Source organism: Mycobacterium sp. 852014-50255_SCH5639931, from assembly GCF_001665605.1.
In the GTDB taxonomy this organism is placed as follows: Bacteria; Actinomycetota; Actinomycetes; order Mycobacteriales; family Mycobacteriaceae; genus Mycobacterium; species Mycobacterium paraffinicum.
Window position 1 is genome coordinate 305,352 of sequence record NZ_LZSV01000002.1, and the last position, 22,948, is coordinate 328,299.

At 65.7% G+C, this 22,948-nt stretch carries 24 protein-coding genes, 1 tRNA gene and 1 pseudogene; 12 read left to right on the forward strand and 14 right to left on the reverse strand.

All coding sequences use genetic code 11. The annotated features are described in order from the left end of the window. Positions 1–26 precede the first annotated feature (26 nt). The 3 genes from A5758_RS01995 to A5758_RS02005 all read left to right on the forward strand — a co-directional run bounded on the left by A5758_RS01995 (position 27) and on the right by A5758_RS02005 (position 1,189). A complete protein-coding gene (locus A5758_RS01995; RefSeq protein ID WP_067200035.1) occupies positions 27–215 on the forward strand; it encodes an antitoxin in 189 nt (62 codons plus the stop codon). A 4-nt stretch (positions 216–219) separates the two neighbouring features. Next, a complete protein-coding gene (locus A5758_RS02000) occupies positions 220–690 on the forward strand; it encodes an SRPBCC family protein (RefSeq protein ID WP_067735710.1) in 471 nt (156 codons plus the stop codon). A 64-nt stretch (positions 691–754) separates the two neighbouring features. Further along, positions 755–1,189 (forward strand): hypothetical protein, encoded by a 435-nt coding sequence (locus A5758_RS02005; protein WP_067200041.1) that lies wholly within the window; start codon positions 755–757, stop codon positions 1,187–1,189. A gap of 4 nt (positions 1,190–1,193) precedes the next feature. Here A5758_RS02005 and A5758_RS02010 read toward each other — a convergent pair whose 3' ends face one another. The 3 genes from A5758_RS02010 to A5758_RS02020 are packed head-to-tail and all read right to left on the reverse strand — an operon-like array spanning position 1,194 to position 4,418. Beyond that, on the reverse strand, positions 1,194–1,676 hold the full coding sequence (locus A5758_RS02010) for a VOC family protein (RefSeq protein ID WP_067200044.1): 483 nt from the start codon (positions 1,674–1,676) through the stop codon (positions 1,194–1,196). Further along, entirely contained in the window at positions 1,676–3,190 is a 1,515-nt protein-coding gene (locus tag A5758_RS02015; protein ID WP_067200049.1) for a carotenoid oxygenase family protein, read from the reverse strand. Before A5758_RS02015 ends, A5758_RS02010 begins: the two co-directional genes overlap by 1 nt. 1 nt (position 3,191) lies before the next feature. Next, a complete protein-coding gene (locus A5758_RS02020) occupies positions 3,192–4,418 on the reverse strand; it encodes an acetyl-CoA acetyltransferase (protein ID WP_067735713.1) in 1,227 nt (408 codons plus the stop codon). Between the two features lie 608 nt (positions 4,419–5,026). Here A5758_RS02020 and A5758_RS02025 point away from each other — a divergent pair. The 4 genes from A5758_RS02025 (at position 5,027) to usfY (ending at position 7,758) form a co-directional block, all read left to right on the forward strand. Then, complete coding sequence (locus A5758_RS02025) at positions 5,027–6,505, forward strand: DUF4185 domain-containing protein (protein ID WP_067735716.1); 1,479 nt, start codon at positions 5,027–5,029, stop codon at positions 6,503–6,505. An 84-nt stretch (positions 6,506–6,589) separates the two neighbouring features. Then, positions 6,590–6,730, forward strand: a complete 141-nt coding sequence (locus A5758_RS25565; RefSeq protein ID WP_156622462.1) for a hypothetical protein — start codon at positions 6,590–6,592, stop codon at positions 6,728–6,730. A 46-nt stretch (positions 6,731–6,776) separates the two neighbouring features. After that, on the forward strand, positions 6,777–7,010 hold the full coding sequence (locus tag A5758_RS02030; protein WP_067200058.1) for a hypothetical protein: 234 nt from the start codon (positions 6,777–6,779) through the stop codon (positions 7,008–7,010). A gap of 388 nt (positions 7,011–7,398) precedes the next feature. Continuing rightward, positions 7,399–7,758 carry a protein UsfY gene (gene usfY / locus A5758_RS24910; protein ID WP_067200062.1) on the forward strand — a complete coding sequence of 120 codons (360 nt, stop codon included), beginning with the start codon at positions 7,399–7,401 and terminating at the stop codon, positions 7,756–7,758. An 87-nt stretch (positions 7,759–7,845) separates the two neighbouring features. On the opposite strand, the gene A5758_RS02040 is transcribed toward usfY, so the two are convergent. From A5758_RS02040 to A5758_RS02060, 5 genes and pseudogenes are all read right to left on the reverse strand, one after another. Then, positions 7,846–7,918 (reverse strand) — tRNA-Arg (locus A5758_RS02040). A 245-nt stretch (positions 7,919–8,163) separates the two neighbouring features. Beyond that, positions 8,164–9,747, reverse strand: a pseudogene (locus A5758_RS02045) (APC family permease); the annotation flags it as partial. A 76-nt stretch (positions 9,748–9,823) separates the two neighbouring features. After that, a complete protein-coding gene (locus tag A5758_RS02050) occupies positions 9,824–10,042 on the reverse strand; it encodes a hypothetical protein (RefSeq protein WP_067735722.1) in 219 nt (72 codons plus the stop codon). Positions 10,043–10,176: 134 nt separating this feature from the next. Then, positions 10,177–10,629 (reverse strand): DUF5709 domain-containing protein, encoded by a 453-nt coding sequence (locus A5758_RS02055; protein ID WP_156622463.1) that lies wholly within the window; start codon positions 10,627–10,629, stop codon positions 10,177–10,179. A 97-nt stretch (positions 10,630–10,726) separates the two neighbouring features. Further along, the gene (locus A5758_RS02060) at positions 10,727–11,152 is read right to left on the reverse strand and encodes a hypothetical protein (RefSeq protein WP_067735725.1); all 426 of its coding nucleotides are present in this window, start codon (positions 11,150–11,152) and stop codon (positions 10,727–10,729) included. A gap of 349 nt (positions 11,153–11,501) precedes the next feature. Here A5758_RS02060 and A5758_RS25570 point away from each other — a divergent pair, with 349 nt between their 5' ends. After that, positions 11,502–11,669 (forward strand): hypothetical protein, encoded by a 168-nt coding sequence (locus tag A5758_RS25570; RefSeq protein WP_156622464.1) that lies wholly within the window; start codon positions 11,502–11,504, stop codon positions 11,667–11,669. Positions 11,670–11,686: 17 nt separating this feature from the next. Here the strand turns inward: A5758_RS25570 and A5758_RS02065 are convergent, their stop codons facing one another. The 6 genes from A5758_RS02065 to A5758_RS02090 form a co-directional block, all read right to left on the reverse strand. Continuing rightward, positions 11,687–13,096: a phosphoribosyltransferase family protein gene (locus A5758_RS02065; RefSeq protein WP_082939534.1), complete on the reverse strand. Its 1,410-nt coding sequence runs from the start codon at positions 13,094–13,096 to the stop codon at positions 11,687–11,689. A gap of 114 nt (positions 13,097–13,210) precedes the next feature. Beyond that, positions 13,211–14,035, reverse strand: a complete 825-nt coding sequence (locus tag A5758_RS02070; RefSeq protein ID WP_082939535.1) for an LLM class F420-dependent oxidoreductase — start codon at positions 14,033–14,035, stop codon at positions 13,211–13,213. Positions 14,036–14,058: 23 nt separating this feature from the next. After that, positions 14,059–15,114 carry a poly-gamma-glutamate hydrolase family protein gene (locus A5758_RS02075; protein WP_067735731.1) on the reverse strand — a complete coding sequence of 352 codons (1,056 nt, stop codon included), beginning with the start codon at positions 15,112–15,114 and terminating at the stop codon, positions 14,059–14,061. After that, on the reverse strand, positions 15,115–16,422 hold the full coding sequence (locus A5758_RS02080) for an Nramp family divalent metal transporter (protein WP_369816362.1): 1,308 nt from the start codon (positions 16,420–16,422) through the stop codon (positions 15,115–15,117). A gap of 48 nt (positions 16,423–16,470) precedes the next feature. Next, positions 16,471–17,547: a diacylglycerol kinase gene (locus tag A5758_RS02085; RefSeq protein WP_067735737.1), complete on the reverse strand. Its 1,077-nt coding sequence runs from the start codon at positions 17,545–17,547 to the stop codon at positions 16,471–16,473. Positions 17,548–17,571: 24 nt separating this feature from the next. Continuing rightward, on the reverse strand, positions 17,572–18,363 hold the full coding sequence (locus tag A5758_RS02090) for an SDR family oxidoreductase (protein ID WP_067200090.1): 792 nt from the start codon (positions 18,361–18,363) through the stop codon (positions 17,572–17,574). Positions 18,364–18,640: 277 nt separating this feature from the next. On the opposite strand from A5758_RS02090, the gene pstS (A5758_RS02095) reads away from it, so the two are divergent. The 4 genes from pstS (A5758_RS02095) to pstA all read left to right on the forward strand — a co-directional run bounded on the left by pstS (A5758_RS02095) (position 18,641) and on the right by pstA (position 22,941). Next, entirely contained in the window at positions 18,641–19,741 is a 1,101-nt protein-coding gene (gene pstS / locus A5758_RS02095) for a phosphate ABC transporter substrate-binding protein PstS (RefSeq protein WP_067736135.1), read from the forward strand. A gap of 183 nt (positions 19,742–19,924) precedes the next feature. Next, positions 19,925–21,037: a phosphate ABC transporter substrate-binding protein PstS gene (gene pstS, locus A5758_RS02100; protein WP_067200096.1), complete on the forward strand. Its 1,113-nt coding sequence runs from the start codon at positions 19,925–19,927 to the stop codon at positions 21,035–21,037. A 6-nt stretch (positions 21,038–21,043) separates the two neighbouring features. After that, entirely contained in the window at positions 21,044–22,042 is a 999-nt protein-coding gene (pstC, locus tag A5758_RS02105; protein ID WP_067200099.1) for a phosphate ABC transporter permease subunit PstC, read from the forward strand. Further along, on the forward strand, positions 22,039–22,941 hold the full coding sequence (gene pstA, locus A5758_RS02110; protein ID WP_067200102.1) for a phosphate ABC transporter permease PstA: 903 nt from the start codon (positions 22,039–22,041) through the stop codon (positions 22,939–22,941). Before pstC ends, pstA begins: the two co-directional genes overlap by 4 nt. Positions 22,942–22,948: the final 7 nt, after the last annotated feature.

The following is a 22,948-nucleotide window of genomic DNA, read 5'->3' on the forward strand; positions in this document are numbered from 1 at the left end:
GATTTCGGCGGGGAAAGGACGGGTACATGGGATTCCTGGACAAGGCCAAAGACCTTTTGTCGCAGAATGCCGACAAGGTCGGAACCGCGATCGACAAGGCCGGCGAATTCGTCGACGAGAAGACGCAGGGCAAGTACTCCGACACCATCCACAAAGTGCAAGAAGAGGCCAAGAAAGCGGCCGGGACCGCGGCTAAAGGCGACGACCAGAACTGAGCTCATGGCGAAACTCTCCGGATCCATCGACGTCCCGCTGCCACCCGAGGTGGCCTGGAAGCATGCCTCCGACCTATCCCGGTTTAAGGATTGGCTGACCATCCACCGGGTATGGCGCAGCAAACTGCCCGACGACATCGACAAGGGCACCGTCGTGGAGTCGATCGTCGAAGTCAAGGGCATGTACAACCGGATCAGGTGGACGGTCGTGCGCTACAAGCCGCCGGAAGGCATGACGCTCAACGGTGACGGCGTCGGCGGCGTCAAGGTCAAGCTGATGGCCAAAGTTCAGCCCGCGGAAGAGGGCTCGGTCGTCAGCTTCGACGTCCACCTCGGTGGCCCCGCCCTGTTCGGGCCGATCGGCATGATCGTCGCCGCCGCGCTGCGTGGCGACATCGACATGTCGCTGCAGAACTTCGTCACGGTATTCACCCGCCCCGACCCCGGGATGAACGGCTCTGGCGGTCGTCGCTGACCGACGGGCGCCACGCGAGCGTGACGGCGCCGAGGTCGGTCCCACGTCGGCTAATCTCGCTTGCATGACTCGCCGGCTGCGCCCTGGTTGGCTGGTGGCGCTCTTCGCGTTGGTGATTTCGGCCAGCGCGTGGCTGCCGTGGTTGACGACGGCGGTCAACGGCGGGGGCTGGGCAAACGCCATCGGAGGCGCCCACGGGAACTTGGAACTGCCGCGGGGGTTCGGCGCGGGCCAGCTCATCGTGCTGCTTTCCTCCGCGCTGTTGGTCACCGGGGCGATGGTGGGCCGCGGATTGTCGGTCAGGCTTGCTTCGGTTGGCGCGCTGGTGATTTCGCTGCTGATCGTCGCGCTGACGGCGTGGTACTACAAGCTCAACGTGAATCCGCCGGTATCGGCCCAATATGGCCTGTACGTCGGCGCGGTCGCGGCTGTCTGTGCGGTGGTCTGCTCGATTGCGGCGGTCATCGCGGCCCTGGCTTCCGGTCGGTCCGGCCGCTGAGGCCTCAGGGCGACGGGAACTCGTGCGTTCCCGAGGCCGAGCTGTCGCTCGGCTCGTTGACGCCGAACACGAAGGGCGCGAACACGATTTCGCGACCGTCCGGGTCGCGGTACGTGACGGCACCCGTCGCCGCCCAGTACGGATGCTGTTCGACGGGTTCGATGCCCGCCGCTTGCAGCCGGGCGATCGCCGTCTGTTGCGCCTGCTGGTCGGGGAAGTACAGGCACAGCTGTTCGTGGTGGTCCACGGCGACGGGCTCGACGGATTCCACGATCTCCAGGGTCAGGTTCCAGCTGGGCAGTCCGAAGATGGCGCCGTTGCTGCCGTAGCTCTCGCCGAAGGTCTCGAAGAGCGGCAAGCCCACCAGGTCGCGGTAGAACCGCACCGTCTCGTGGAAGTTCGCCGACCGGCGCGCGAAACGTAAGCCGCCGATCGACGCCAGTTGCATCGGCCAGTGCGTGGTGCGGCGGGGATTCTGGGCGCCCATCACAACCCGACCGCGCTTGCCGCCGACTCGGCGGTATCCCAGCGCCGCAGCTGGTGGCCGGGCGCCCAGGTCGAATGGGTTCCGCTCGAAATGCGCTCCGGCAGTTGGAGTTTGCACACCGGGCCATCAGCGATCCGGGCGGCGTCGAAGATCACGCAATAGGAGGCGTCGGTGTTCATGTCTGTGGTGAGGGTGACCAGGTAACCGTCGTCCTCGCCGGTGGCTCCGACCCGTGGCGCCATTGCCGTTTCGCTTCCATAGACGCCGTCGCCGAAGCGGAATTCCTGTTGGTTTCCGGTGCGCAGGTCGTGTTTGACCAGCCCGTCGAACAAGAACCAGCCCGGCTTGCCGGTGGCGGCATAGGCGTAGCGGTAGTCGCCTGCGGCGTAGTCCGGGTTGATGGTGCCGAACTCGGTGATGGACTCCGAAAGCCGCTCCTCCCGTACCGCCCCGGTGGCGAGGTTGAAACGCCAACGGTGCAGCCGCGACTGCAGGCGATCGAGCGCCAGGAACCGAAAAAGCTTGTCCCACTTCGATCCACCGGTGTCAGCTGGCGAAGGATCGCCCTCGAAGAAGCCGTCGAGCACAATCTCGTCGCCGTCCTCGTAGGCGTTGACGAAGTGCAGCACGAATGTCGGGTCCGCTTCGAACCATCGGATGTCGCCGGTTCCACCCCGACGGGGCAGAACCGCAAACCGCGACGGGATGTCGGGATGAAAGCGCGGCACGTGCACGTCGTGCTCGAGAAGGGCGGGATCCCAGAACAACGGAAAGTCGTTGAGAATCACGTAGTTTTCGGTGAACGCCATGTCGTGCGGCAAGCGCGGCCCGGGCAGCGGGATGTCGACGTAGTGGACCAACTCGCTGTTGTCGTCGACCACGCCGTAGCGCATGTACGGCTCTCGCTTGCTGTAGTTGAAGAACAGCAACTCACCGGTTTTGCCGTCCACCTTCGGGTGCGCGGACACACCCCAGTCGGTCGGAAAGCGCCCGCTCCAGCTCTCCTTGCCCAGCGTTTCGCCCGAGTACGGATTGACCCGGTACAGGTCGCCGCACTGGTAGAAGCTGGTCAGTGCAACGCCCCGATGCACGATGACGTCGGTGCTCGACGCGTCCTTCATCCGGGTACGGGCGCCCCAGCCGTCCTCGCGCTTGGCCAGTTGCACCGGTTCGGCCAGCCCCGCCCAGAGCGGTCCGCCGGCTTCGTTTTCCGCCACGAAGCCGTCCGTGCGAACAAAGCGGTTGCGGTAGAAGGCTTTTCCGTCGCGGAAGCCGACCATGTGCAGCATGGCGTCGCCGTCGAACGGGTGATAGGTCTTCAGCGCAGGGTGCAGCGGGTTTTCGGTGTTGCGCAGGTAGATGCCATCCAGGTCGCGCGGGATTTCCCCCTCGACGGCGGTGAGGTCGTCGGCGTCCCACTCGGTGGTCTGGGGACGCCACGGTCCGGTCCGGTACGGGTGGTCGTCGTCTTCGGGCAGGGTGGACAGGAATTTGCCGACGATCTCAACATCCATGTCACACGCTTTCTGCCGTGCTGACAACGAAACTCACCGTGGTGGCGGTGCTGCCGCCGAAGTTGAGGGTGCCGAATGTCTTGGCGCCCTCGACCTGATACTCCCCGGCCGCGCCGCTGACCTGCTTGGCCGCATCGAGCAGCATGCGCACGCCGGAGGCTCCGACCGGATGGCCGCCGCCGATCAGTCCGCCGCTGGGGTTGATCGGCAGCCGGCCGCCGATCTCGATCTCACCGTTTTCGATGGCCTTCCACGACTCTCCGGGGCCGGTCAGCCCGATGTGGTCGATGGCCAGATACTCGCTGGGGGTGAAGCAGTCGTGCACCTCGTAGCCGTCGAGGTGGTCCAAGGTCAGGCGGGCGCGGCCCAGCGCGTCGCGCACCGCGGCCCGCACATGGGGAAGGACGTAAGGGTTATCGACGGCTCGGTCCAGTTTCTGCCGCAGACCCAGTCCCACCGTCCGGTGTCCCCAGCCCTCAATGCGGCCGATGGGGCGCGCATCGGGGTGGTCGCGCAGATAGGCGTCGCCGACCAAAACCAATCCCGCTGCGCCGTCGGTCATTTGGCTGCAGTCGAAGCGCCGTAACCGGCCCTCGGTGATTGGGTTGGTTGTGTCGTCGTCCGTAATGGGGTCGGGGACGGTCCACGTGCGGGTCTGGGCGTTGGGGTTGCGCCGCGCTTTGGCGAAGTTCAGCTGCGCGATCGCCCGCAGGTGTGCGTCGTCCAGGCCGTAGCGCCGGTCGTATTCGTCGGCGACTTCGGCGAACATCGACGGCCACAGGTAACGGGCGTCGGCGCCCTCGTGGCCTGTCCACGCGGCCGCACCCAGGTGCTGGGCCGCGGTGTCGCCGGGCACCGTCTTCTCGAGCTCGATCCCCACCACCAGTGCGGTGTCATAGGCGCCCGAGCGCAGGTCGGCCATCGCCGACAGCGTCGCGATGCTGCCGGACGCGCACGCCGCCTCGTGCCGGGAGGCCGGAGTGTCCCAGAGGTCGGCGCAAACCGTGGCCGGCATCGCCCCAAGGTGGCCCTGGCCGGCGAACATCTCCCCGAAGGCGTTCGCGACGTGGACCACTTGGATGTCGGCTGCGTTGACCTTGGCAGAGGCGAGCGTGCCCTCGACGACCTCCGCGGTGAGGTCGGCGAAGTCGCGGCCCTCCTTGGTGAGGTTGCGGGCGAAATCGGTTTGCCAGCCGCCCAGGATCCACACACCCGCCGAGTCATCCATACGCCGCACGGTACTCCTGGAAAACCTCGTCGTTCAGGCGTATCGCGGGCGGTCGCGGTCGAAAAGGTGCCCGAAATGAGGGCGGCCCCGTCGGCTCTCGGGCTGAACCGACGGGACCTAGGCGTACGCGAAGGCCGGCCGACGCGTTCGCCTCTCATGGAACATTGCCCCGTACGGCGGCAGACAAACATGCGGACTCAACCTGATCGCGTGAGGGCGAAAACATTTTGAGGTCTTCGGGTTTCTCGCCGGCGTCTCGCACCCGGGTTTGTGGGCCGCACCCGTCACCGCGAATCGGGCGCGTGCGGACGTGCCCGTCCCCTTGGGCGACGGCCGGGTTGGCTGATCGCTGCGACGCGGGCCAACACTCGCGCGGCGCCTTCCGCGGCGGATGCCACGGGCGGGAGCCGTCCGGGCGGAAGGGCCGCGCCGGCCATCGCTGGGGAGCGGGTGACCAGGACCGTGGTGCCCGCCCGGCGGGTTTCGACGCGGTCACGGATGCGTACCTATCGCCGCATCACTAGTCACAACAGTCGCACTAATCACTATCGTCACATGAGCCAACTACGGACGTCAATGCGGTGTCCCCGCAGCTCGAAAGGTGTTACATGTCGGCGATTCTTCGAAGTGTGTCGCTATCGATGGCGTCGGCGGCCGCTGTCGGACTCGTCTACGTGGTCGGCCCGGCGCCGACGGCCAATGCCACCCCGTGCGGAGCGCCGGAAGCGAATGTGGAGCCGCCCGCCGCGCCGCCGGCGATGCCTGCACCCCAGCCGGTCGTTCAACCGCCCACCGGGCGCAGACCCACCCACACGAACGACCAGGCGCCGCTGCCCAAGTTGGGACCGCTGATCTCCTCATTCCTCAAGCCGGCGATCCCTCGACAGGTCGCGCCGATGAGACCGCAAGCGGAGGTCCTTCCGCCCGGGCCGAATCCTCCCGTCCCCGGTCTGCCGCAACCGCCCAACGCCGGTCAGCTGCAGCCCAACGCGGCCCCGGTCCCGCCGCCGCAGCCGCCGGCGGAGGCGCCGCCCGTCTCGATTGCCGGGGCGCCCACGTCGCTCGTCGACTGGGTGACCGGACCCGACGGCCCGAACAAGACCCTGCAGCGTTTCAGCATCTCCGGCACCGACCTCGGTATCGCTTGGGACAACGGGGATCCCGTGAACCGTCAGGTCCTGATGGCCTTCGGCGACACCTTCGGCTACTGCAAAGTCAAGGGTCAGCAGTGGCGCTACAACACGCTGTTCCGCAGCTCGGACCGGGATCTGTCACACGGAATCCACATCGCGGACGGCATCCCCAACGACCGGTACTCCGGTTCACCCGTGTGGGCGACGAGCCTGTCCAAGCAGGTCGTCAACACCATCCACAAGGCAGGCCACGAGACGGGGATCATTCCGACGGCCGGCATCTCGATCGGCAGAACGCAGTACATGAGCTACATGTCGATCCGGCAGTGGGGCCGAGACGGCGAATGGAGTACGAACTACTCGGCGATCGCGCGGTCCAACGACAACGGCCAGAACTGGGGAATCTTCCCCACCTCGATCCGCACGGCCTCCGCGGACGCCATTCCGGGAGCCGGGTTCACCCCCGGCAATGAAAATTTCCAAATGGGTGCCTTCATGAAAGGCAACGACGGTTACCTGTATCAATTCGGGACCCCGTCGGGACGGGGCGGTGCGGCATTCCTGTCGCGGGTGCCGCCGGGTCAGTTGCCCGACATCACCAAGTACCAGTACTGGAACGGCGACAACGGCGGCCGCTGGGTGCCCAACAACCCGGGCGCGGCGACGCCGATCTTCCCGGGACCGGTGGGCGAAATGTCGGCCCAATACAACAGCTATCTCAAGCAATACCTGGTGCTCTACACCAACGGTGGCAGCAACGACGTGGTCGCACGCACCGCGCCGACGCCGCAGGGGCCGTGGAGCCCCGAGCAACCGCTCGTGTCGGCGTTCTCTATGCCCGGCGGCATCTATGCGCCGATGATTCACCCCTGGTCGTCGGGGCGGGACCTGTACTTCAACCTGTCGCTGTGGTCGGCATACGACGTGATGCTGATGCACACCGTCTTGCCCTAATCGTGATCGTGTCGCACCCCGAATAGTCGGTAAAGATGTCGCACCCTGAATGAAGCGGGGACCTAGCGAGAGAGGAGATCGACGATGATCACTTTCGAGAACCCGGCCACGTCGACTGCCGCTAAGCCGCGGCGGCCAGACATCGAGGTCCGCATCGAGGGCGTGCGCCGCCGCGACGGCGCCGTCCGGCTCGGCATCATGCTCGACGGGCGGATGGCAACATAACCCAGCGCGACGGCGCCGGCCGCAACGGCCGGGGCAATATGTACGCGTGAGTTGGGCGAAGCGTGAAGCAAAGGCGCTTGCGGACATGACACTGACGGGCGACGCGCTGCTTGCTGAGCTCGAAGACTACATCCGCGTGCACCATCCGCTTTTGACGGATGTTCGGCTGGAGCGGGCAACCGCCACCGAGGAGTACGACACCGGCGCCCAACCGCCTCAACGCTGGTACGACGTGATCTATCTGGCCGACGACGGCGAAGGTTACGGAGTCAGACCTTAACTAGACGACACAGCGCTCGGCTCTTCGTTGGGATGCTTAGAGTTAGCGCTTTGGATGCTCGATGGCGACTGCGCTTTCGACCCCGCGGTCCCTGCGTAGCGAGAGGATTTTGCCGCATCCGGGCCATATCCGGCGGCCGGCCCCCTGGCTCCCGGCGCTGCGCGGGGATACCCAGCATTTTATTGAGCGTGTAGTCGGCGATCCGGACTGAGGTCCAATTTTCTCGAAGGATTCGACGGGCAAATGCCCGAATTGAGGGCCGGTCTTTTCCGGGCAACTGCCTCGAAACTGAGAATTCTCCCCAGGTCCGCCGAACCTTATGCCGACGACGATCGTATTTATGAGTAACACATGCCGCTATCTCGTCCGACGACCGAGGGAGAGGGTGATGGGAGACAGGCATCACGATCCGACCGATCATTTTCGGACCACGCAACCGCACGCTGGCATGACGATGAAGGACAACCTGTTATGGCCGGGGCTCATCCTGGTCACCGTCGGGGTGTCCGGGATGATAAGCACTGCGGCAGTCGCGGCCTACGGACATTACGAATGGCTCGCGATCACGGTGTTGGTCGCCGTACTCGGCACGACCGCCGGAGCGCTATGGTGCGTCGTCGAGCTTCGTCGCGTGGCTCGTATTGACGAGCAGGTACGTCGACGACGCCCGCGGTCCCGGGGCCAGCGCCCTGCCAGCTCGGAGCTGAACCGCAACTTAGTAAGAGAGTTGAGCGATTTGAACGTGTGATGCTCCCTTGAGGGGCACCGGATTTCGAATCGCAAACGACGAATAAACATCGGCTGATTTAGGTGGCAGCGAAAATAGCGTCTGACGTGCCCCCGGCAGGATTCGAACCTGCGACACCGGCTTTAGGAGAGCCGTGCTCTATCCCCTGAGCTACGAGGGCGAGGGACGTCTTTGAATGCCTGACTACAACGTAGCTGGGCGGGTTCAGCGGCGTCCTGGTGCCATTCCGGGCGATTGGCCTAGTCGTCCTGATCTGGCGGGTGTGAGTGTAGCTGGTATGGCGATAACTACGTGGCGTACAGAGGTGAACGGACGCCCGAGGGCGAGCGTTCATGCCGGCTGGCGTTAGGCGGTTCGCTCCCCACAAAGCTCATGGGCCTACTGGTTGAACGATGCTCCCACCGGAATCCGCTCCGGTGCGCCGCGAGTGATGGTGCGGCCGCGGAAGAAACCCGGGGCGATCGCCCACCAGGCCAGCATCAGGATCACTCCGAGCACCAGCGCCCCGATACCGACCGCCGCGACGGCGCCGAACCCAAGGATCGTGATGTGGTGGCCCTCGTCATCGGTCAACCACTCGGGCCTGGCGTACTGGATGAGCCCGTAGACGAAAACGAGCAGTAAGACCACGCCGCCCAGCAACGGGACGGCGCCGCGCATCACAAAATCCCGCACGGACGCGGTAAGGGTATGGCGGTAGTACCAGGCGCACGCAAACCCGGTAAGCCCGTAGTAGAACGCGATCATCAACCCGACCGATCCGATCAGCGCGGCCAGCAGGTTCTCGCTGACGAGTGTGAACAGCACGTAGAAGAGGACGGAGACCCCGCCGGCCGCGAGTGTGGATGTGGTCGGCGTCAGGTAGCGGGGGTGGGTCTTCGCGAACGAGTTCGGCAGCGCCTGGTACGCCCCCATCGACAGGGTGGTGCGCGTTGTCTTCAAGATCGTCGTCTGCGTTGACGCGGAGGCCGACGTCAGGATCGATGCCGCCAGCAACAGCAGTGCAACCTTCCCGAAGACGCCGTTGCCGAACAGTTCCGGACCGATGGATGCAAACACGTCTTTCGAGTTGTGCGGGTTGCCCAGCCCGATGCCCGCCGTCCCGACACCGGCGAACGCCACGGCCGACACGGTCACCAGGGTGTAGGTCGCCAACAGCAGGAAAGTCGAGATGACGGCGGCGCGGCCAGGCGTGCGGCCGGGGTCGTTGGACTCCTCGTTGCAAGACACGGCGGTGTCCCAGCCCCAGTACATGAAGATTGCCATCAGAATTGCGGGGGCGGCGGTCGTCCCGAAATCAAGACCGCCCGGCCAGAACCAGGACAGCGACGGATGCAGCGAAAAGGCCTGGGCGTCACGGGTATACGTTTTGAGCAGCGCGACCATCGAGAAGGCAACCAGCACCACGATTTGAATGGACAGCAGGGCGTACAGCAGTCTGGCCGACGCCGCGATGCCGCGATAACAGATATACGTCATCACGACAATCCAGAAGACGCCCGCGGCCGTCGACCAGAGCCTGCTGTTGGCCAGGTCCGCAACCGAATGCCACCCCATATCGCCGACCAACCTGAACGAGTACTTCCCGGCGATATCCACCAGGTTGGCCATCACAATCACTTCTGCGGCGATGATGCCCCAGCCGCCGAGCCATCCGACGACAGGTCCAAATGCTCGCGACGCCCATTTGAACGTGGTGCCACAATCCGGTTCGGCCTCGTTGAGTTCTCGATAGGCGACGGCGATCAGGTAGATCGGGATGAATGAAAGGAGAACAATCGCCGGGGCTTTGACGCCGGCGAGCTGCCCACCACCACTGGCCACGATGAGACCCAGTGTCGCGGCAAGGCTGTAGGCGGGCGCCATTGACGCCAGGCCGACCACGACGCCGGAGACCAGGCCGAGCGCGCCACCCCTGAGGCCTTTGCTCTTGACGGCAGTCGCCGCGGCCTCGCTATCCGGGCCGGCCGTGGCCCCACTTTTGCTCATCGCACACCTCTGCTCGAGCATTCCGAGACGAAAACGGCGTCGAGGAGCCGCCGCGCCTACCGTCGCGCTGCAGCGACTATTGCCATCTGAGATCTTCGTCGAGTTGTTGGGCTCGTTCGTCGAGTTCGGCTGCGGGGCCGGTATCAATGGTGACCTCTTGCCAGTACGCCGGACTGTAGAGGTGAATGTCTTTGCCGCTGTTGACCCTCAGCACGCCGCCCGTGAGTACTGCATAGGTGGCGCCGTCCGGATATTCGTCGTCGTCCCGGCCGCAAATCTGGATCCACATTTTCATGCCAAAAACCCTCCGCGTCCGCCGATCGAATTCTCGAGGCTACCGCTGCGGCGGCGAGCTGGGGAGCCGGAGGTCCTGAGCGGCACCAGCTGTGGAAGTTCCTCGCCAAGGAGTGCCGCCAACGGAGGTAGGACTTACTCTTCCTCGTCGATGATGTGCATGGCGGCCTCCTCGGCGGACGCCGCGCCCCCGCTGATTCCGACATCCGTGGCGAACAGCTCCTCGTCGGCATCTTCGCCAAAACCCAAGTCCGGCGCGATAAGCCGGCCGGCTCGTGCGCTGCCCACCTCGCGCCGCTGGGGGAATTCGCACTCGCGTTCGGATGCATCGGAGCGTTGCTGCTCGGCTTCGTCGAGCGGGACATTGATGCGCGCTGCCGGGTCCGGCTCTTCCTCCGCCAGGAGCTGATCCATGGTCTCGCCCGGGCCGAATGCGCCTCGTCCGTAAGGCCGCTCGGGTGGCGAATAGCCCTCGTCGAGGACGTCCTCCACACCGCGATCTATCAGGGTGTCCTCTGGCTGAAGCTGGTTGTCGTCCTCGACGCTGTATTCGCCGGCCGCAGGGCCGGTCTCATAGTGGAAAGTCACGATTTGCCTGCCATGTGTTCGCCGTTCCTCGATACGTGTTCTGCCGCAATATATGTCTCGTCGAGCGATAGGGCCCGAAGTTCCATCCAAAACACCCTCAGCTGAGCCGCTCGATCTCGTCGGCCGAGTCGGTCAACGCCGCGGCGAGTTCGCGCGCGGCGATCCCGTCCAGCGCATCCAGGTGGCGGGCATGCACGGCGATCCACCGCCGCGTCGAGCCGTCGACCTGCTGTCGACCATAGATCTGAACGCGCGCCCGCCCACCTCGCCGAGTGGTGCCCTCAAAGTCGCGAAACCAGTTCCTGTCGAGCTGCCAGTCGAAGGTGCGAACCGCACCGTCGGGGGGCGCGATCGTGTCGAAAGGCATCCCAGCGGACACATTCTTGGTCGCCCACTGCCGCGCCATGTCCAGCAGCGTCTGCGGTTCGTCGCGTTCGAGGCGCTCGAGCTGAGCGATCTGCGCAGCGGTGAGCTGGTCGGCCACGTCGCGCCAGGTTTGGGCGGTGTCGTCAGATGTGGTCATGCTCTGCAGTCTGCGCGGCTGACCCGTTGCCGGCGAGGGTCGAAAGTCATGTCTTGAGTCCACCTTTGTCGGGTGGATTCGGTCTGGCAGCGGCCCTCGCGGGGTGGGTTTCCGCGGGCCGCGCTGTGTCAGCTTGCGGTTCAATGCCTTTACCCAATTCGCGATGCCGTTGGCGCCGCTGTTTCGAGCTCACCGCTGACCGGATGAAGGGTTCGTGCGCGTCGGTCCGGGCACCGGGCACGTCCCGAATCACGCTACGCGGCAACGGATGTCCTCAAACGACAGCCCGCGACTGGCCAAGACGCGGAGAATGGCAACCGGGATCGTTACTTCGGGAAGGGAGGAAGCAATGGCCGCAGACCCACAATGCGCCCGCTGCAAACAAACCATCGGACCGGGATGGCTCTACCTGACTGCACATCGCCGCGGCCAGGCCGCGCCGGCCGATGACGACGCGGTACTGATCCATCTACCCGACGAGTGCCCGCGGGCCGGGGAGCACGTGCCGCCGAGCTAGACGTCGGAGCCGTTGGACTAAGGATTCGCGGTGAGAGCTGCCGGGCTCAGGTGTTCGATGAACCAGTCGCGGGCCAGCATCGCGGCCCGCTCGAGCGTCCCAGGTTCTTCGAAGAGATGGGTGGCGCCCCGCACGACGGCGAGTTCGCACTTGCCGGGGATTGCGGCCCGCGCTTGCCGATTCAATTCCAGCACCACGTCGTCGTTGCCCCCCACGATCAGCAGCGTCGGCGCGTAAACCCTGGCCAAGAACGGGCCCGCCAGATCAGGCCGCCCGCCCCGGGACACCACCGCCGCGACGTTTACCCGCGGGTCGGTGGCAGCGACCAGGGCAGCGCCCGCGCCGGTGCTGGCACCGAAGTAACCGACCGGCAGGGCGGCGGTGTCTTGCTGGCGGCTCAGCCAGCCGGTCACATCGACCAGTCGTCGCGCCAAAAGCTCAATGTCGAACACGTTGGCGCGATTTCGTTCCTCTTCCGGGGTGAGCAGGTCGAACAGCAGCGTGGCGAGACCCGCGCCGTTCAGCACGTCGGCCACGTAGCGGTTACGGGGGCTGTGCCGGCTGCTCCCACTGCCGTGCGCGAACAGCACAACGCCGACCGGATCTTCGGGAATCGTCAGATGTCCGGCCACCACCACCGATCCGGCGCTGACCCTGACTTCCTCGTCGCGTAAGGGCGGGTCGTCCGCGGCGGCGTCGGCGACCGGCCCGCGAGAACCGTCGCGGGCGCGGTCGAGGAGCGCGACCACCTCGTCGTCGGAGGTCTGGGTGAAGTTGCGGTAGCCCTGGCCCACGGCGAAGAAGAACTCGGGCGTATGTAAACAAACCACGTCGTCGGCGTACCCGGCGAATCGTTCGAAGACATCGCGTCCGCCGATCGGAACGGCCAGCACAACCCTGCTCGCGCCCTGGGCGCGAGCAACTTCGCAGGCGGCTCTGGCCGTCGCGCCGGTCGCGACGCCGTCATCGACGATCACCGCGGTCCGTCCCGCCAACGGGATCCGGTCGTGCCCGCTGCGGAATTTTTCCGAGCGACGAGCCAGCTCGGCCCGCTGCTTCGCCTCGACGGCGGCCACTTCGTCCGCGGACAACCTGGCCTCGCGCAGCACGGCGTCGTTGATCACCCGCACCCCGCCCTCGCCGATCGCACCGAAGGCCAATTCGGGCTGGAACGGGACCCCGAGCTTGCGCACCACCAGTACGTCGAGCGGGGCCTGCAGGGCCTTCGCGACCTCGAAGGCCACCGGCACACCGCCGCGTGGGAGGCCCAGCACCAGAACATCGTGACCGCGCAACGATTCCAGGCTTTTGCCCAGCTCTCGTCCGGCGTCAACACGATCGTCGAAGAGTCTCGAATCGCCGCGCAGCGAAGCCAGCCGTTGCCCCAGTGAGCGCCCCCGATCGCCACCGCGGTCCCTCAGTGTCATCCCCCGAGTGTGTCGCGACCCGCCGGTGCGTCGAAGGGCCGGAAGGCCACTTACCGGGGGACCAACGCCTCCTGACTGCTCGCCGAGGTCACCGCGCGGCCGCAGCTAAACCAGTCAGCGCAGTTCCGCGATTACCTTTGCGAAGTTGTCGACGTGGTTGTCCTGGACGGTGATGAACGTGACTCCGTACTTCTCCCGGTACTCCAGCAGCGTGTCGGCCATCTCGCGGGGTGAGCCCGTCAGCACGGAGTGCATTGCCAGGATCTCCTCGTCGGACAACCCGGCCGCGTAGCGGCGGGTCATCGTCAGGTCGGGCATGCTCTCGCCCTCCGCCGGGACCGCCGTGACGGCGAGGTTCAATTCGAGCGCGTCGAATCGGTCACCGGCGGCGTTGCGGACGAACTCGACGCGTTCGGTCAGCGGGTCGTCGGCCTCTTTCACCCTCGAACCGGTCAGCCCGATGATGTCGGCGTGCTGGGCGGCGATGGTCAGCACCCGGTCGCCGTTGCCGGCGATCAGGATCGGTGTCGTCGGGTGATGCTCCTTCAGATATTTCGTCATGTGGTTGAGGTAGTCCACCCGGGCGCCGGCACTTGGATAGGGGAGCTCTGCGGCGTCGAACTCTTCCTTGACATACCCGGTGCCGAGCCCGATTTCGAGGCGGCCGTTACTGAGCTTGTCCAAGTCGCCCAGGTCCCGGCTGAGCAGGGCGGGCTTGTAGAAGGCGGCGTTGAGCACATACATGCTCAGCTTGAGTTTGTCGGTGACCATGGCGGCCGCGGTCAGTGCCGGAATCGGGGCAACCGCACCGAGATGGTCTGGCACGCAAAGCACATCGAATCCGATGTCTTCTGCCTGCTTCACCTTGTCGACGAAAGCTGCGCGCGACTTGATGAAGCGCATGCTCATTCCAAAGCGAAATTCCTTGGCCACCAACAACTCCGTTCAACAGATGAGGACAATTACCAACAACGTGCCGCTTCCGCCAATGCCTGGATCAGCGCCGTGGTGACCGGCGACAGGCCGTCTTCGCCGGGCAGTGGGCTGCGCGGGCTCAGGCCGCGGACGCGGGGAGACAGCTCCAGCTGGGTCCCGCCGTCGCGCACGCGGTTCACCGGGTTGCCCGGATGCAGACCGCGCAACTCCGGCGGGATGTCCTCGAGTTCGGTGACCACCCGATACCCGTTCAATTGAATGTGGCGGGCCAGGTGTGCGGCCAGCGCGCGGTTGCAGCCGCCGGCCAGCAATTGCGTGCTGCGCCCGATGCGGCCGTAGCCGTGCAGCGACACCGCAACGTCGACATGGTCGAGGAATTCGGCGAGCCGTGGCGACTCGGCCGGGTCGAACATCGCCGACGGCAGATGGTGCGGGTAGCGGTCGGGATGACGCAGCACATACACCGAGGCGTGCGCGGCGTCGGCGGCATGTTCGGCGATCACGTCGGTCATCTCTTCCAGCCCGCCGCCGTGGATGGCCAGAAAGCCGAAACGCGAACGCAATTGGCTGGCCTCACTTATGCCGGGCTCGCTCAGCAACGCTGAAAGTGATTGCGGCGCGGGCCCTGACGGCGGCACCCGGCGAGGCCAGTGCGACGGATCCCAGCGCCGCAAGAAGTCGATCCAGCGCTGCGGCAACCCGTGCTGCACGGCGCCGTCGATGATCTTGGGCAGGTAGCCCGGTCGGGGCGGGCCCGGTGTCACCCGATGGTCGATGTACACCCAGGCCGGCGACGACCCGTCGTCGGTGTGCACGGTCAGCCGGTCTCGCCGGTAGCGCACCGGCACGCCCTCGGCGCTGTCCAGGGTGGCCAGGTCACCATCGGAGATCTGCCAGACCACGCCATGCACCTGTGTGCCGGTGCACGCTTCGACCGTGGCCACGCCGCGCTGGTTGATCAGCCAGTCGTGATCGGAGAGGACCGCCGGCCGCGGATCGGCGGCGTCCGGACACCGCAGCGCCATCTGCCTGACGCACAGGTTCGACCCGTATGCGAAGTAGGCGTGCCGGCGGGCCGGCATTTAGCCGGTCACCGTCAGCCAGATGAGTACCACGTTAAGCAGACTAATCATTACGCCGACGGCCCAGCCAACAATCGTCGTGACGGGATGATTGGTGTCGCTGCCCATCAGATCGCGGTCGCTGGTCAGCTTCACCAGCGGAAGGACCGCAAACGGTATCCCGAACGACAGCACCACCTGGGAGAGCACCAGCGCCCGGGTGGGGTCGAACCCGACCGCGAGGATCACCAGGGCGGGACACACGGTGACCAAGCGGCGCACCAGCATCGGGATCCGACGGTGCAGCAGGCCCTGCATGATCATGGCGCCCGCGTAGGCGCCCACCGACGACGACGCCAGCCCGGACGCCAGCAACCCGATTGCGAACAGCACCGCGATGGCTGCGCCCAGGGTGTTGTGAATCGCGGAGTAGGCGCCCTCGATGGACGCGTTGATGTCGCGGTGCTGCAGGTTGATCGCGGCGACCAACAGCATCGCGGCGTTCACCGTTCCCGCGACGGCCATCGCCAGGACGACATCCAGCCGGGTGACCCGCAGCAGCAGGCGTCGTGCGGCGCCCTCGGCGGGATGCCCGTGTCGATCGAGGACCAGCCCGGAATGCATGTACACGGCGTGCGGCATCACGGTGGCGCCCAGGATGGCGGCCGCCAGCAGCACGCTTTCGGTGCCCTGGAATCTCGGCAGCAGCCCGCCCAGCACGGCGTCCGGCGGAGGCGTCTTCACGAAGAAGCTGGCCGCGAAGCCGATGGCGATGACGAGCAGCAGTCCGGTGATGACGCGCTCGAAGATGATCTGCCCGCGCCGGTCCTGGATCGCCAGCAGCAGCAGGGACACCAGCCCGGTGATGACGCCGCCGAGCAGGAGCGGCAAATCGAACAGAATCCGCAAGGCGATTGCCCCGCCGACGATTTCGGCCATATCGGTTGCGATCGCCACCAGTTCGGCCTGGACCCAGTAGACCAGCCGGACCCGACGACTCATTCGCTTGCCGATGGCCGCGGGTAACGATCGTCCGGTCACCAGGCCGAGCTTGGCCGACAGATACTGCACGAGACCGGCGAGCGCATTGGCCACCACGATGACCCACAGCAGCAGGTATCCGAACTTCGCGCCGGAGCTGACGTTGGCGGCGACGTTGCCCGGATCGACATAGGCGATCGCGGCGACGAAGGCAGGCCCGAGCAGATACCAACTGCTTTTCAGCGAGTCCTGGCTGCTCTGCGTCAAGTGTCGCCCTCGATTCACACGTCCGAATAAGAAAGTGAGGTTAGCCGAAGACTCCAGACGGACCCGGAGGCCACCCACCATTCGGGCAGGAGCGGTCAATGGCGCCGGCGCTTCATGCCGCGCCGCCGATCAGCCCGGGAGGTAAAGGCCCTTGCCGGTGATCAGGGGCAGGTCCAGCGTCGTCACGATTCCCGGCGGGGCGGCCACCACCGCGGGGATCGCGTTGACCACCCGCATCGCGGTGGCGACCAGCCCGGCGTGGTTGTGGTCGCCCTTGCGGCTGCTCAGGCAGACATCCATCGCGTAGGAGGGTTCGCCGGTGATCTCGATGCGGTACGACCCGCCGTGCTGGGCGGGCTGCGGCCAGTCCGGGCACAAATCCTCGCGCAGCCGGGTGACGTGTTCGAGGACGACGACGGGGTCGCCGTTGACCATGCCGAACACCTCGAACCGCAGCGCCGCGGCGCTGCCCTTGGGGATGTGCCCGGAGGCGATGTCGAAGTCCTCCGGCGCCGGCACGCGCACGTACTCCTGCGCGACCGAGTCGAGCGAAATCCCCAGGCCGGCCGCCAGCTGCCGAACCACCGATCCCCACGCCAGGCTGAGCACGCCGGGCTGCAGCAGCATGGGGATGTCGTCGAGCGGCTTCCCGAATCCCATCACGTCGAACATGACCGCGGCGCTGTCATAGGTGGCGTAATCGACGATCTCCATACAGCGAATCTGCTGGATGTTCTGACAGGTGCCGGCCAGCGCCAGCGGCAGCAGGTCGTTGGCGAAGCCGGGATCGATCCCATTGACGAATACGCTCGAATTCCCTTCGCGCGCAGCATCTTCGATGGGCTTGATGAGCTCTTCGGGAATCACTTGCCACGGGTACTGCAAGAAGACCGGGCCGCTCCCGACGACGTTGATGCCGGCGGCCAGGACGCGCCGGTAGTCTTCCAGCGCCTCGGGCAACCGGTTGTCCGCCAACGCGTTGTAGACGGCGCACTGCGGTCCGGTGGCGAGCACGGCGTCCAGGTCGGTGCTGGCCAGCACGCCGGTCGAATCGGGAAGCCCGGCAAGCTCCGCCGCGTCCTTGCCGGCCTTGGCGTCCGAGGACACCCAGACGCCCCTGAGCTCGAACTCGGGATTGGTGATGAGCGCTCGCAGCGCGTGGACGCCGACATTGCCGGTGCCCAATTGAACGACGGGGATTGCCATGGCGGGCTCCTTAGCGGTCGGGGGTCACAGGTCCGGGACGGGGATGTCGAGGTTGGGGTAGGTGAGGCCGCCGTCGACCTCCAGCGTCTTGCCGGTCAGGAAGCTGCCCGCCGGAGACGCCAAATAGACTGCGGCGGCGGCGATGTCGACGGGATCACCGAGTCGGCGCATGGGCGTGGCCTTTTCCATCGGCGCGCGCAGCTCGTCGTTGGACGCGACGACATCCAGCGCGGAGGTGAGGATCGATCCCGGTGCGATCGCATTGACCCGGATGCGTGGGCAAAGGTCCAGGGCGGTCAGCCGGGTGTAGTGGGACAGCGCGGCCTTGGCGGTGCCGTAGGCGGCGAAGCCGCGTCCGGCGAGCCGGCCCATGGTCGAGGTGATGTTGATGACGCTGCCGCCCCCGGAGTGCTCGAGCATGAGGGGTACCGCCGCAACGGTCAGCGCGTGGGCGGTGGCGACGTTGAAGGTGAATGCGTCCTTGAGGTCCTTGGTCGAGGTGGTCAGCAGCGTGTTGGGCATGGTGCCGCCGACGTTGTTGACGACGATGTCTAGTTTCCCGAAAGCCTCGACGGCCTGGCCGGCCAGCTGCGCGGTCACCTCGGGGTGGGACAGATCGGCGGCGACGATGTGCGCCCGCCGACCGGCCGCGCGGACCTGTTCTGCGACGCCTTCTAGTTGCGATTCCGTTCGCGAGGCGATCAGGACGTCGGCGCCGGCCTCAGCGAAAGCCAGTGCGATAGCCGCCCCGAGGCCGCGGCCGGCACCGGTGATGACGGCGACTTTGTCGTCGAGACGAAATCTGTCAAGGATCATTGCGGCCTCTCTTCGCCCAAGTTGTCAGCCGACACGGTAGCAAGCCTCGCCGTCTCGGATGCGGCATTTCTGGAACAGGTTCTACTTTTGCATATCGACGGGGCGATGTAACGCCCCGCGTCCGCTTCCGGGCCCGTTGGAACGGGTAACCGCGCCGCGTCTCGCGTCCACTGCGAGAACATACGGGCGGCGCTAGCCTTAGTGCTGACCGTTTGTCGGCGCGCAGCGGCTACTGAATGGTGGCGATCATGTTTGAGCTTTCCCGATGGGGATCGTATTGGGGCTGAATCGATTTGGCGCCACGCTAAGTGTCCTGACCGTCGTCGCCCTGGCGTTGTCGAGTTGCGGAAGCAATGACAACGGGGGTGGGCCGGGCGCGCCGCCCGGCAAGGTGAGCTGCGGCGGGAAGAACACGCTGAAGGCCAGCGGGTCGACCGCCCAGGCCAACGCGATGACCCGCTTCATCAAGGCATTCGAGCAGGCCTGCCCCGGCCAGACGCTGAACTACACGCCCAACGGCTCCGGAGCGGGTATTGGCGAATTCACCGGGAACCAAACGGATTTCGCCGGCTCGGACTCACCGTTGGCTCCCATCGAATACTTCGCCGCGCGGCAGCGCTGTGGTTCGCCGGCGTGGAATTTGCCGGTGGTGTTCGGGCCGATCGCGATCACCTACAACGTCACGGGCGTGACTTCGCTGAATCTGGACGGCCCGACGGCCGCGAAAGTGTTCAAGGGCGCCATCACGTCCTGGAACGACCCGGCGATTGCGGTGCTGAACCCCGGCGTCGCGTTGCCCGCCGAGCCGATTCGGGTGATCTTCCGCAACGACCAGTCCGGTACGACGGACAATTTCCAGAAGTACCTGGACTCGGCCGCCAACGGCGCCTGGGACAAGGGCATCGGGAAGACGTTCAACGGCGGTGTCGGTGAGGGGGCCAAGGGCAACGACGGCACGTCGGCGGCGGTCAAGGCCACCGAGGGATCCATCGCCTACAACGAATGGTCGTTTGCCCAGGCGCAGAAACTCAGCATGGCCAAGATCGTCACATCGGCCGGCCCGGATGCCGTGGCGATCAGCGCCGCCTCGGTCGGCAAGACGATCGCCGGTGCCGACTTCGTCGAGGAGGGCAACGACTTGGTCGTCGACACCTTCTCCTTCTACAAGCCGACCCAACCCGGCTCGTATCCGATCGTGCTCGCGACATATGAGATCGTCTGCTCGAAATATCCGGATCCCCAGGTCGCTGCTGCCGTGAAGGCGTTCCTGCAGAGCACCGTCGGTGCGGGGCAGAACGGCCTGGCGGACAACGGCTACATTCCCGTTCCGGAATCCTTCAAGGCCCGGTTGTCGGCGGCGATCGACGCCATTTCGTGAGCCTCCCCGCAGCTGCACGCGGCCGCCCGCAAGCCGCCTTGGCCAGCGACAATCGGCCGACAGCAATTTGCCCAACGTTAACCTTCTTGCTGTTAGCTTCGTTGCTGCGAGAGACGCTGGTCGCCGCGCAGCGGCTGGAATAACGCCGGCAATCATGTTTCATCCCTACCGTTAGGAAGTGACTTGAAACTCAACCGATTCGGTGTCGCGATGAGCGTTGTGACCGCTGGTGCGCTGGCGTTGTCGGGGTGCGGAAGTGACAACAACGCCGGTCGCGGAAGCGCCACGAGCGGTTCGTCGTCGGGCAAGGTCGCCTGTGGCGGAAAGAAGACCTTGAAGTCCAGCGGGTCAACCGCGCAGGCCAACGCGATGACGCGCTTCGTCAACGCCTTCGAGCAAGCCTGCTCCGGTCAGACGTTGAATTACACCGCCAATGGCTCGGGCGCGGGAATCAGTGAATTCAACGGCAACCAAACCGATTTCGGCGGATCGGACTCGCCACTTGCTGCCAAGGAGTACGCGGCGGCGCAGCAGCGTTGCGGCTCACCGGCATGGAATCTGCCGGTGGTGTTCGGTCCGATCGCCATCACCTACAACGTCAAGGGCCTGACTTCGCTGAGCCTCGACGGCCCGACGGCGGCGAAGATCTTCAACGGCGCCATCACGACGTGGAATGACCCGGCCATTGCGGCGCTCAACTCCGGTGCGACCTTGCCCGCCGAGCCGATTCACGTGGTGTTCCGCAACGACGAATCCGGCACCACGGACAACTTCCAGAAGTACCTCGACGCCGCCTCCAACGGCGCGTGGGGCAAGGGCGCCGGAAAGACGTTCAAGGGCGGCGTCGGTGAGGGGGCCAAGGGCAACGACGGCACGTCGGCGGCGATCAAGGCCACCGAGGGATCCATCACCTACAACGAATGGTCGTTCGCTCAGGCGCAGAAACTGGACATGGCCAAGGTCGTCACGTCCGCCGGTCCCGACGCGGTCGCGATCAGCTCCGACTCGGTCGGCAAGACGATTTCCGGGGCCAAGATCAGCGGGCAGGGCAACGACCTGGTGCTCGACACGCTCTCCTTCTACAAGCCGACCCAACCCGGGTCGTACCCGATCGTGCTCGCCACATATGAGATCGTCTGCTCGAAGTATCCCGATTCGCAGGTCGGCACCGCGGTGAAGGCGTTCCTGCAAAGTACGATCGGTGCGGGGCAGAGTGGCCTCGCCGACAATGGGTACATCCCCATCCCGGATTCGTTCAAGTCCAGGCTGTCGGCTTCGATCAACGCCATCACGTGATTTGAGGTGGTCGTGACCCGAGGAGCGGTAGCCAGCCCGTCGACTCCGAAAAAACCCGAGCTCAAGGCGCTGGGCGCGCCGTCAGCTCGGCGGGGTGACCGGCTGTTCAAGCTGACGGCTGCCGCTGCCGGTTCGACGATCGTGGTCGCGATCCTGCTGATCGCGGTGTTCCTGCTGATCCGTGCCGTTCCGTCGTTGCGGGTCAACCACGCGAACTTCTTCACCAGCGCCCAGTTCAGCACCACGGATCCGGGGAAGCTGGCCTTCGGGATTCGTGACCTGTTGATGGTTACGGTGCTCAGTTCGCTCACCGCGCTGGTGGTGGCGGTGCCGGTCGCGGTCGGGATCGCGGTCTTCCTTACCCAATACGCGCCCAAGCGGCTGGCGCGCCCGTTCGGCGCGATCGTCGACCTGCTAGCCGCGGTGCCCTCGATCATCTTCGGGTTGTGGGGCATCTTCGTGCTGGCGCCCCGGATCGAGCCGGTCGCGGCATTCCTCAATCGCAACCTGGGCTGGTTGTTTCTGTTCAAGCAGGGCAACGTCTCGCTGGCCGGTGGCGGCACCATCTTCACCGCGGGCATCGTGCTCTCGGCGATGATCCTGCCGATCATCACGTCGGTCTCCCGGGAAGTGTTCCGGCAGACCCCGCAGATCCAGATGGAAGCGGCGCAAGCGCTTGGTGCCACCAAGTGGGAGGTGGTGCGGATGACCGTGCTGCCGTTCGGCCGCAGCGGCGTTATCGCGGCGTCCATGTTGGGGTTGGGCCGGGCACTCGGCGAGACGGTGGCGGTCCTGATCATTTTGCGCTCCGCCGCACGTCCGGGAAATTGGTCGCTGTTCGACGGCGGCTACACGTTCGCCTCGAAGATCGCCTCCGCGGCAGCAGAATTCAGTGAACCGTTGCCCACCGGGGCCTACATCGCCGCGGGATTCGCGTTGTTCGTCTTGACGTTCGTCGTCAACGCGCTCGCGCGTGCCATCGCCGGCGGGAAGGTCAACGGATGACGGCCAGCGTGTTCGACCGGCCGGTCAAAACCCAGGCGTTCCGGCCCGTCAGCATCCGGCGCCGGCTCACGAACAGCGCGGCCACCGTGTTCTTCGTCGCCTCGTTCCTCATCGCGCTGGTGCCGCTGGTCTGGGTGCTGTCGGTCGTGGTGGCCCGGGGTTGGTACGCGGTCACCCGAACGGGTTGGTGGACCCACTCGCTGCACGGGATTTTGCCGGAGCAGTTTGCCGGCGGCATCTATCACGCGCTGTACGGAACCGTCGTGCAGGCCGGCGTCGCCGCCCTGTTGTCCGTACCGCTGGGGCTGATGACCGCCGTCTTCCTGGTGGAATACGGCTCCGGGCGGCTGGTGCGGCTCACGACGTTCATGGTCGACGTACTCGCCGGGGTGCCCTCCATCGTGGCGGCGCTGTTCATCTTCAGCCTCTGGATCGCCACCCTGGGATTCCAGCAGAGCTCGTTCGCCGTGTCGCTGGCGCTGGTCTTGTTGATGCTGCCGGTGGTGGTGCGGTCTGCCGAGGAGATGCTCAGGCTGGTGCCCGACGATCTGCGCGAAGCCAGCTACGCGCTCGGGGTTCCCAAGTGGAAGACCATCATGCGGATCGTGTTCCCGATCGCGATGCCCGGCATCGTCTCCGGCGTCTTGCTGTCCGTCGCGCGGGTCATCGGCGAAACCGCCCCGGTGCTGGTGCTGGTCGGCTACAGCCGGTCGATCAACGTCGACATCTTCCACGGCAACATGGCCTCGCTCCCGCTGCTGATCTACACCGAACTCACCAATCCCGAACACGCCGGTTTCCTGCGCATCTGGGGTGCGGCGCTGAGCCTGATCATCATCGTCGCCGTGATCAACCTGATCGCGGCGGCGACCCGGTTCCTGGCGACCCGCCGGCGCTGACCACGCA

What these genes read in the sequence shown, in the direction of transcription:
- A5758_RS01995 (WP_067200035.1), top strand. Translation starts at nt 27, where the DNA reads ATGGGATTCCTGGACAAGGCCAAAGACCTTTTGTCGCAGAATGCCGAC.
- A5758_RS02000 (WP_067735710.1), top strand. Translation starts at nt 220, where the DNA reads ATGGCGAAACTCTCCGGATCCATCGACGTCCCGCTGCCACCCGAGGTG.
- A5758_RS02005 (WP_067200041.1), top strand. Translation starts at nt 755, where the DNA reads ATGACTCGCCGGCTGCGCCCTGGTTGGCTGGTGGCGCTCTTCGCGTTG.
- A5758_RS02010 (WP_067200044.1), bottom strand. Translation starts at nt 1,676, where the DNA reads ATGGGCGCCCAGAATCCCCGCCGCACCACGCACTGGCCGATGCAACTG.
- A5758_RS02015 (WP_067200049.1), bottom strand. Translation starts at nt 3,190, where the DNA reads ATGGATGTTGAGATCGTCGGCAAATTCCTGTCCACCCTGCCCGAAGAC.
- A5758_RS02020 (WP_067735713.1), bottom strand. Translation starts at nt 4,418, where the DNA reads ATGGATGACTCGGCGGGTGTGTGGATCCTGGGCGGCTGGCAAACCGAT.
- A5758_RS02025 (WP_067735716.1), top strand. Translation starts at nt 5,027, where the DNA reads ATGTCGGCGATTCTTCGAAGTGTGTCGCTATCGATGGCGTCGGCGGCC.
- A5758_RS25565 (WP_156622462.1), top strand. Translation starts at nt 6,590, where the DNA reads ATGATCACTTTCGAGAACCCGGCCACGTCGACTGCCGCTAAGCCGCGG.
- usfY (WP_067200062.1), top strand. Translation starts at nt 7,399, where the DNA reads ATGGGAGACAGGCATCACGATCCGACCGATCATTTTCGGACCACGCAA.
- A5758_RS02050 (WP_067735722.1), bottom strand. Translation starts at nt 10,042, where the DNA reads ATGAAAATGTGGATCCAGATTTGCGGCCGGGACGACGACGAATATCCG.
- A5758_RS02060 (WP_067735725.1), bottom strand. Translation starts at nt 11,152, where the DNA reads ATGACCACATCTGACGACACCGCCCAAACCTGGCGCGACGTGGCCGAC.
- A5758_RS25570 (WP_156622464.1), top strand. Translation starts at nt 11,502, where the DNA reads ATGGCCGCAGACCCACAATGCGCCCGCTGCAAACAAACCATCGGACCG.
- A5758_RS02065 (WP_082939534.1), bottom strand. Translation starts at nt 13,096, where the DNA reads ATGACACTGAGGGACCGCGGTGGCGATCGGGGGCGCTCACTGGGGCAA.
- A5758_RS02075 (WP_067735731.1), bottom strand. Translation starts at nt 15,114, where the DNA reads ATGCCGGCCCGCCGGCACGCCTACTTCGCATACGGGTCGAACCTGTGC.
- A5758_RS02080 (WP_369816362.1), bottom strand. Translation starts at nt 16,422, where the DNA reads ATGGTGGGTGGCCTCCGGGTCCGTCTGGAGTCTTCGGCTAACCTCACT.
- A5758_RS02085 (WP_067735737.1), bottom strand. Translation starts at nt 17,547, where the DNA reads ATGGCAATCCCCGTCGTTCAATTGGGCACCGGCAATGTCGGCGTCCAC.
- A5758_RS02090 (WP_067200090.1), bottom strand. Translation starts at nt 18,363, where the DNA reads ATGATCCTTGACAGATTTCGTCTCGACGACAAAGTCGCCGTCATCACC.
- pstA (WP_067200102.1), top strand. Translation starts at nt 22,039, where the DNA reads ATGACGGCCAGCGTGTTCGACCGGCCGGTCAAAACCCAGGCGTTCCGG.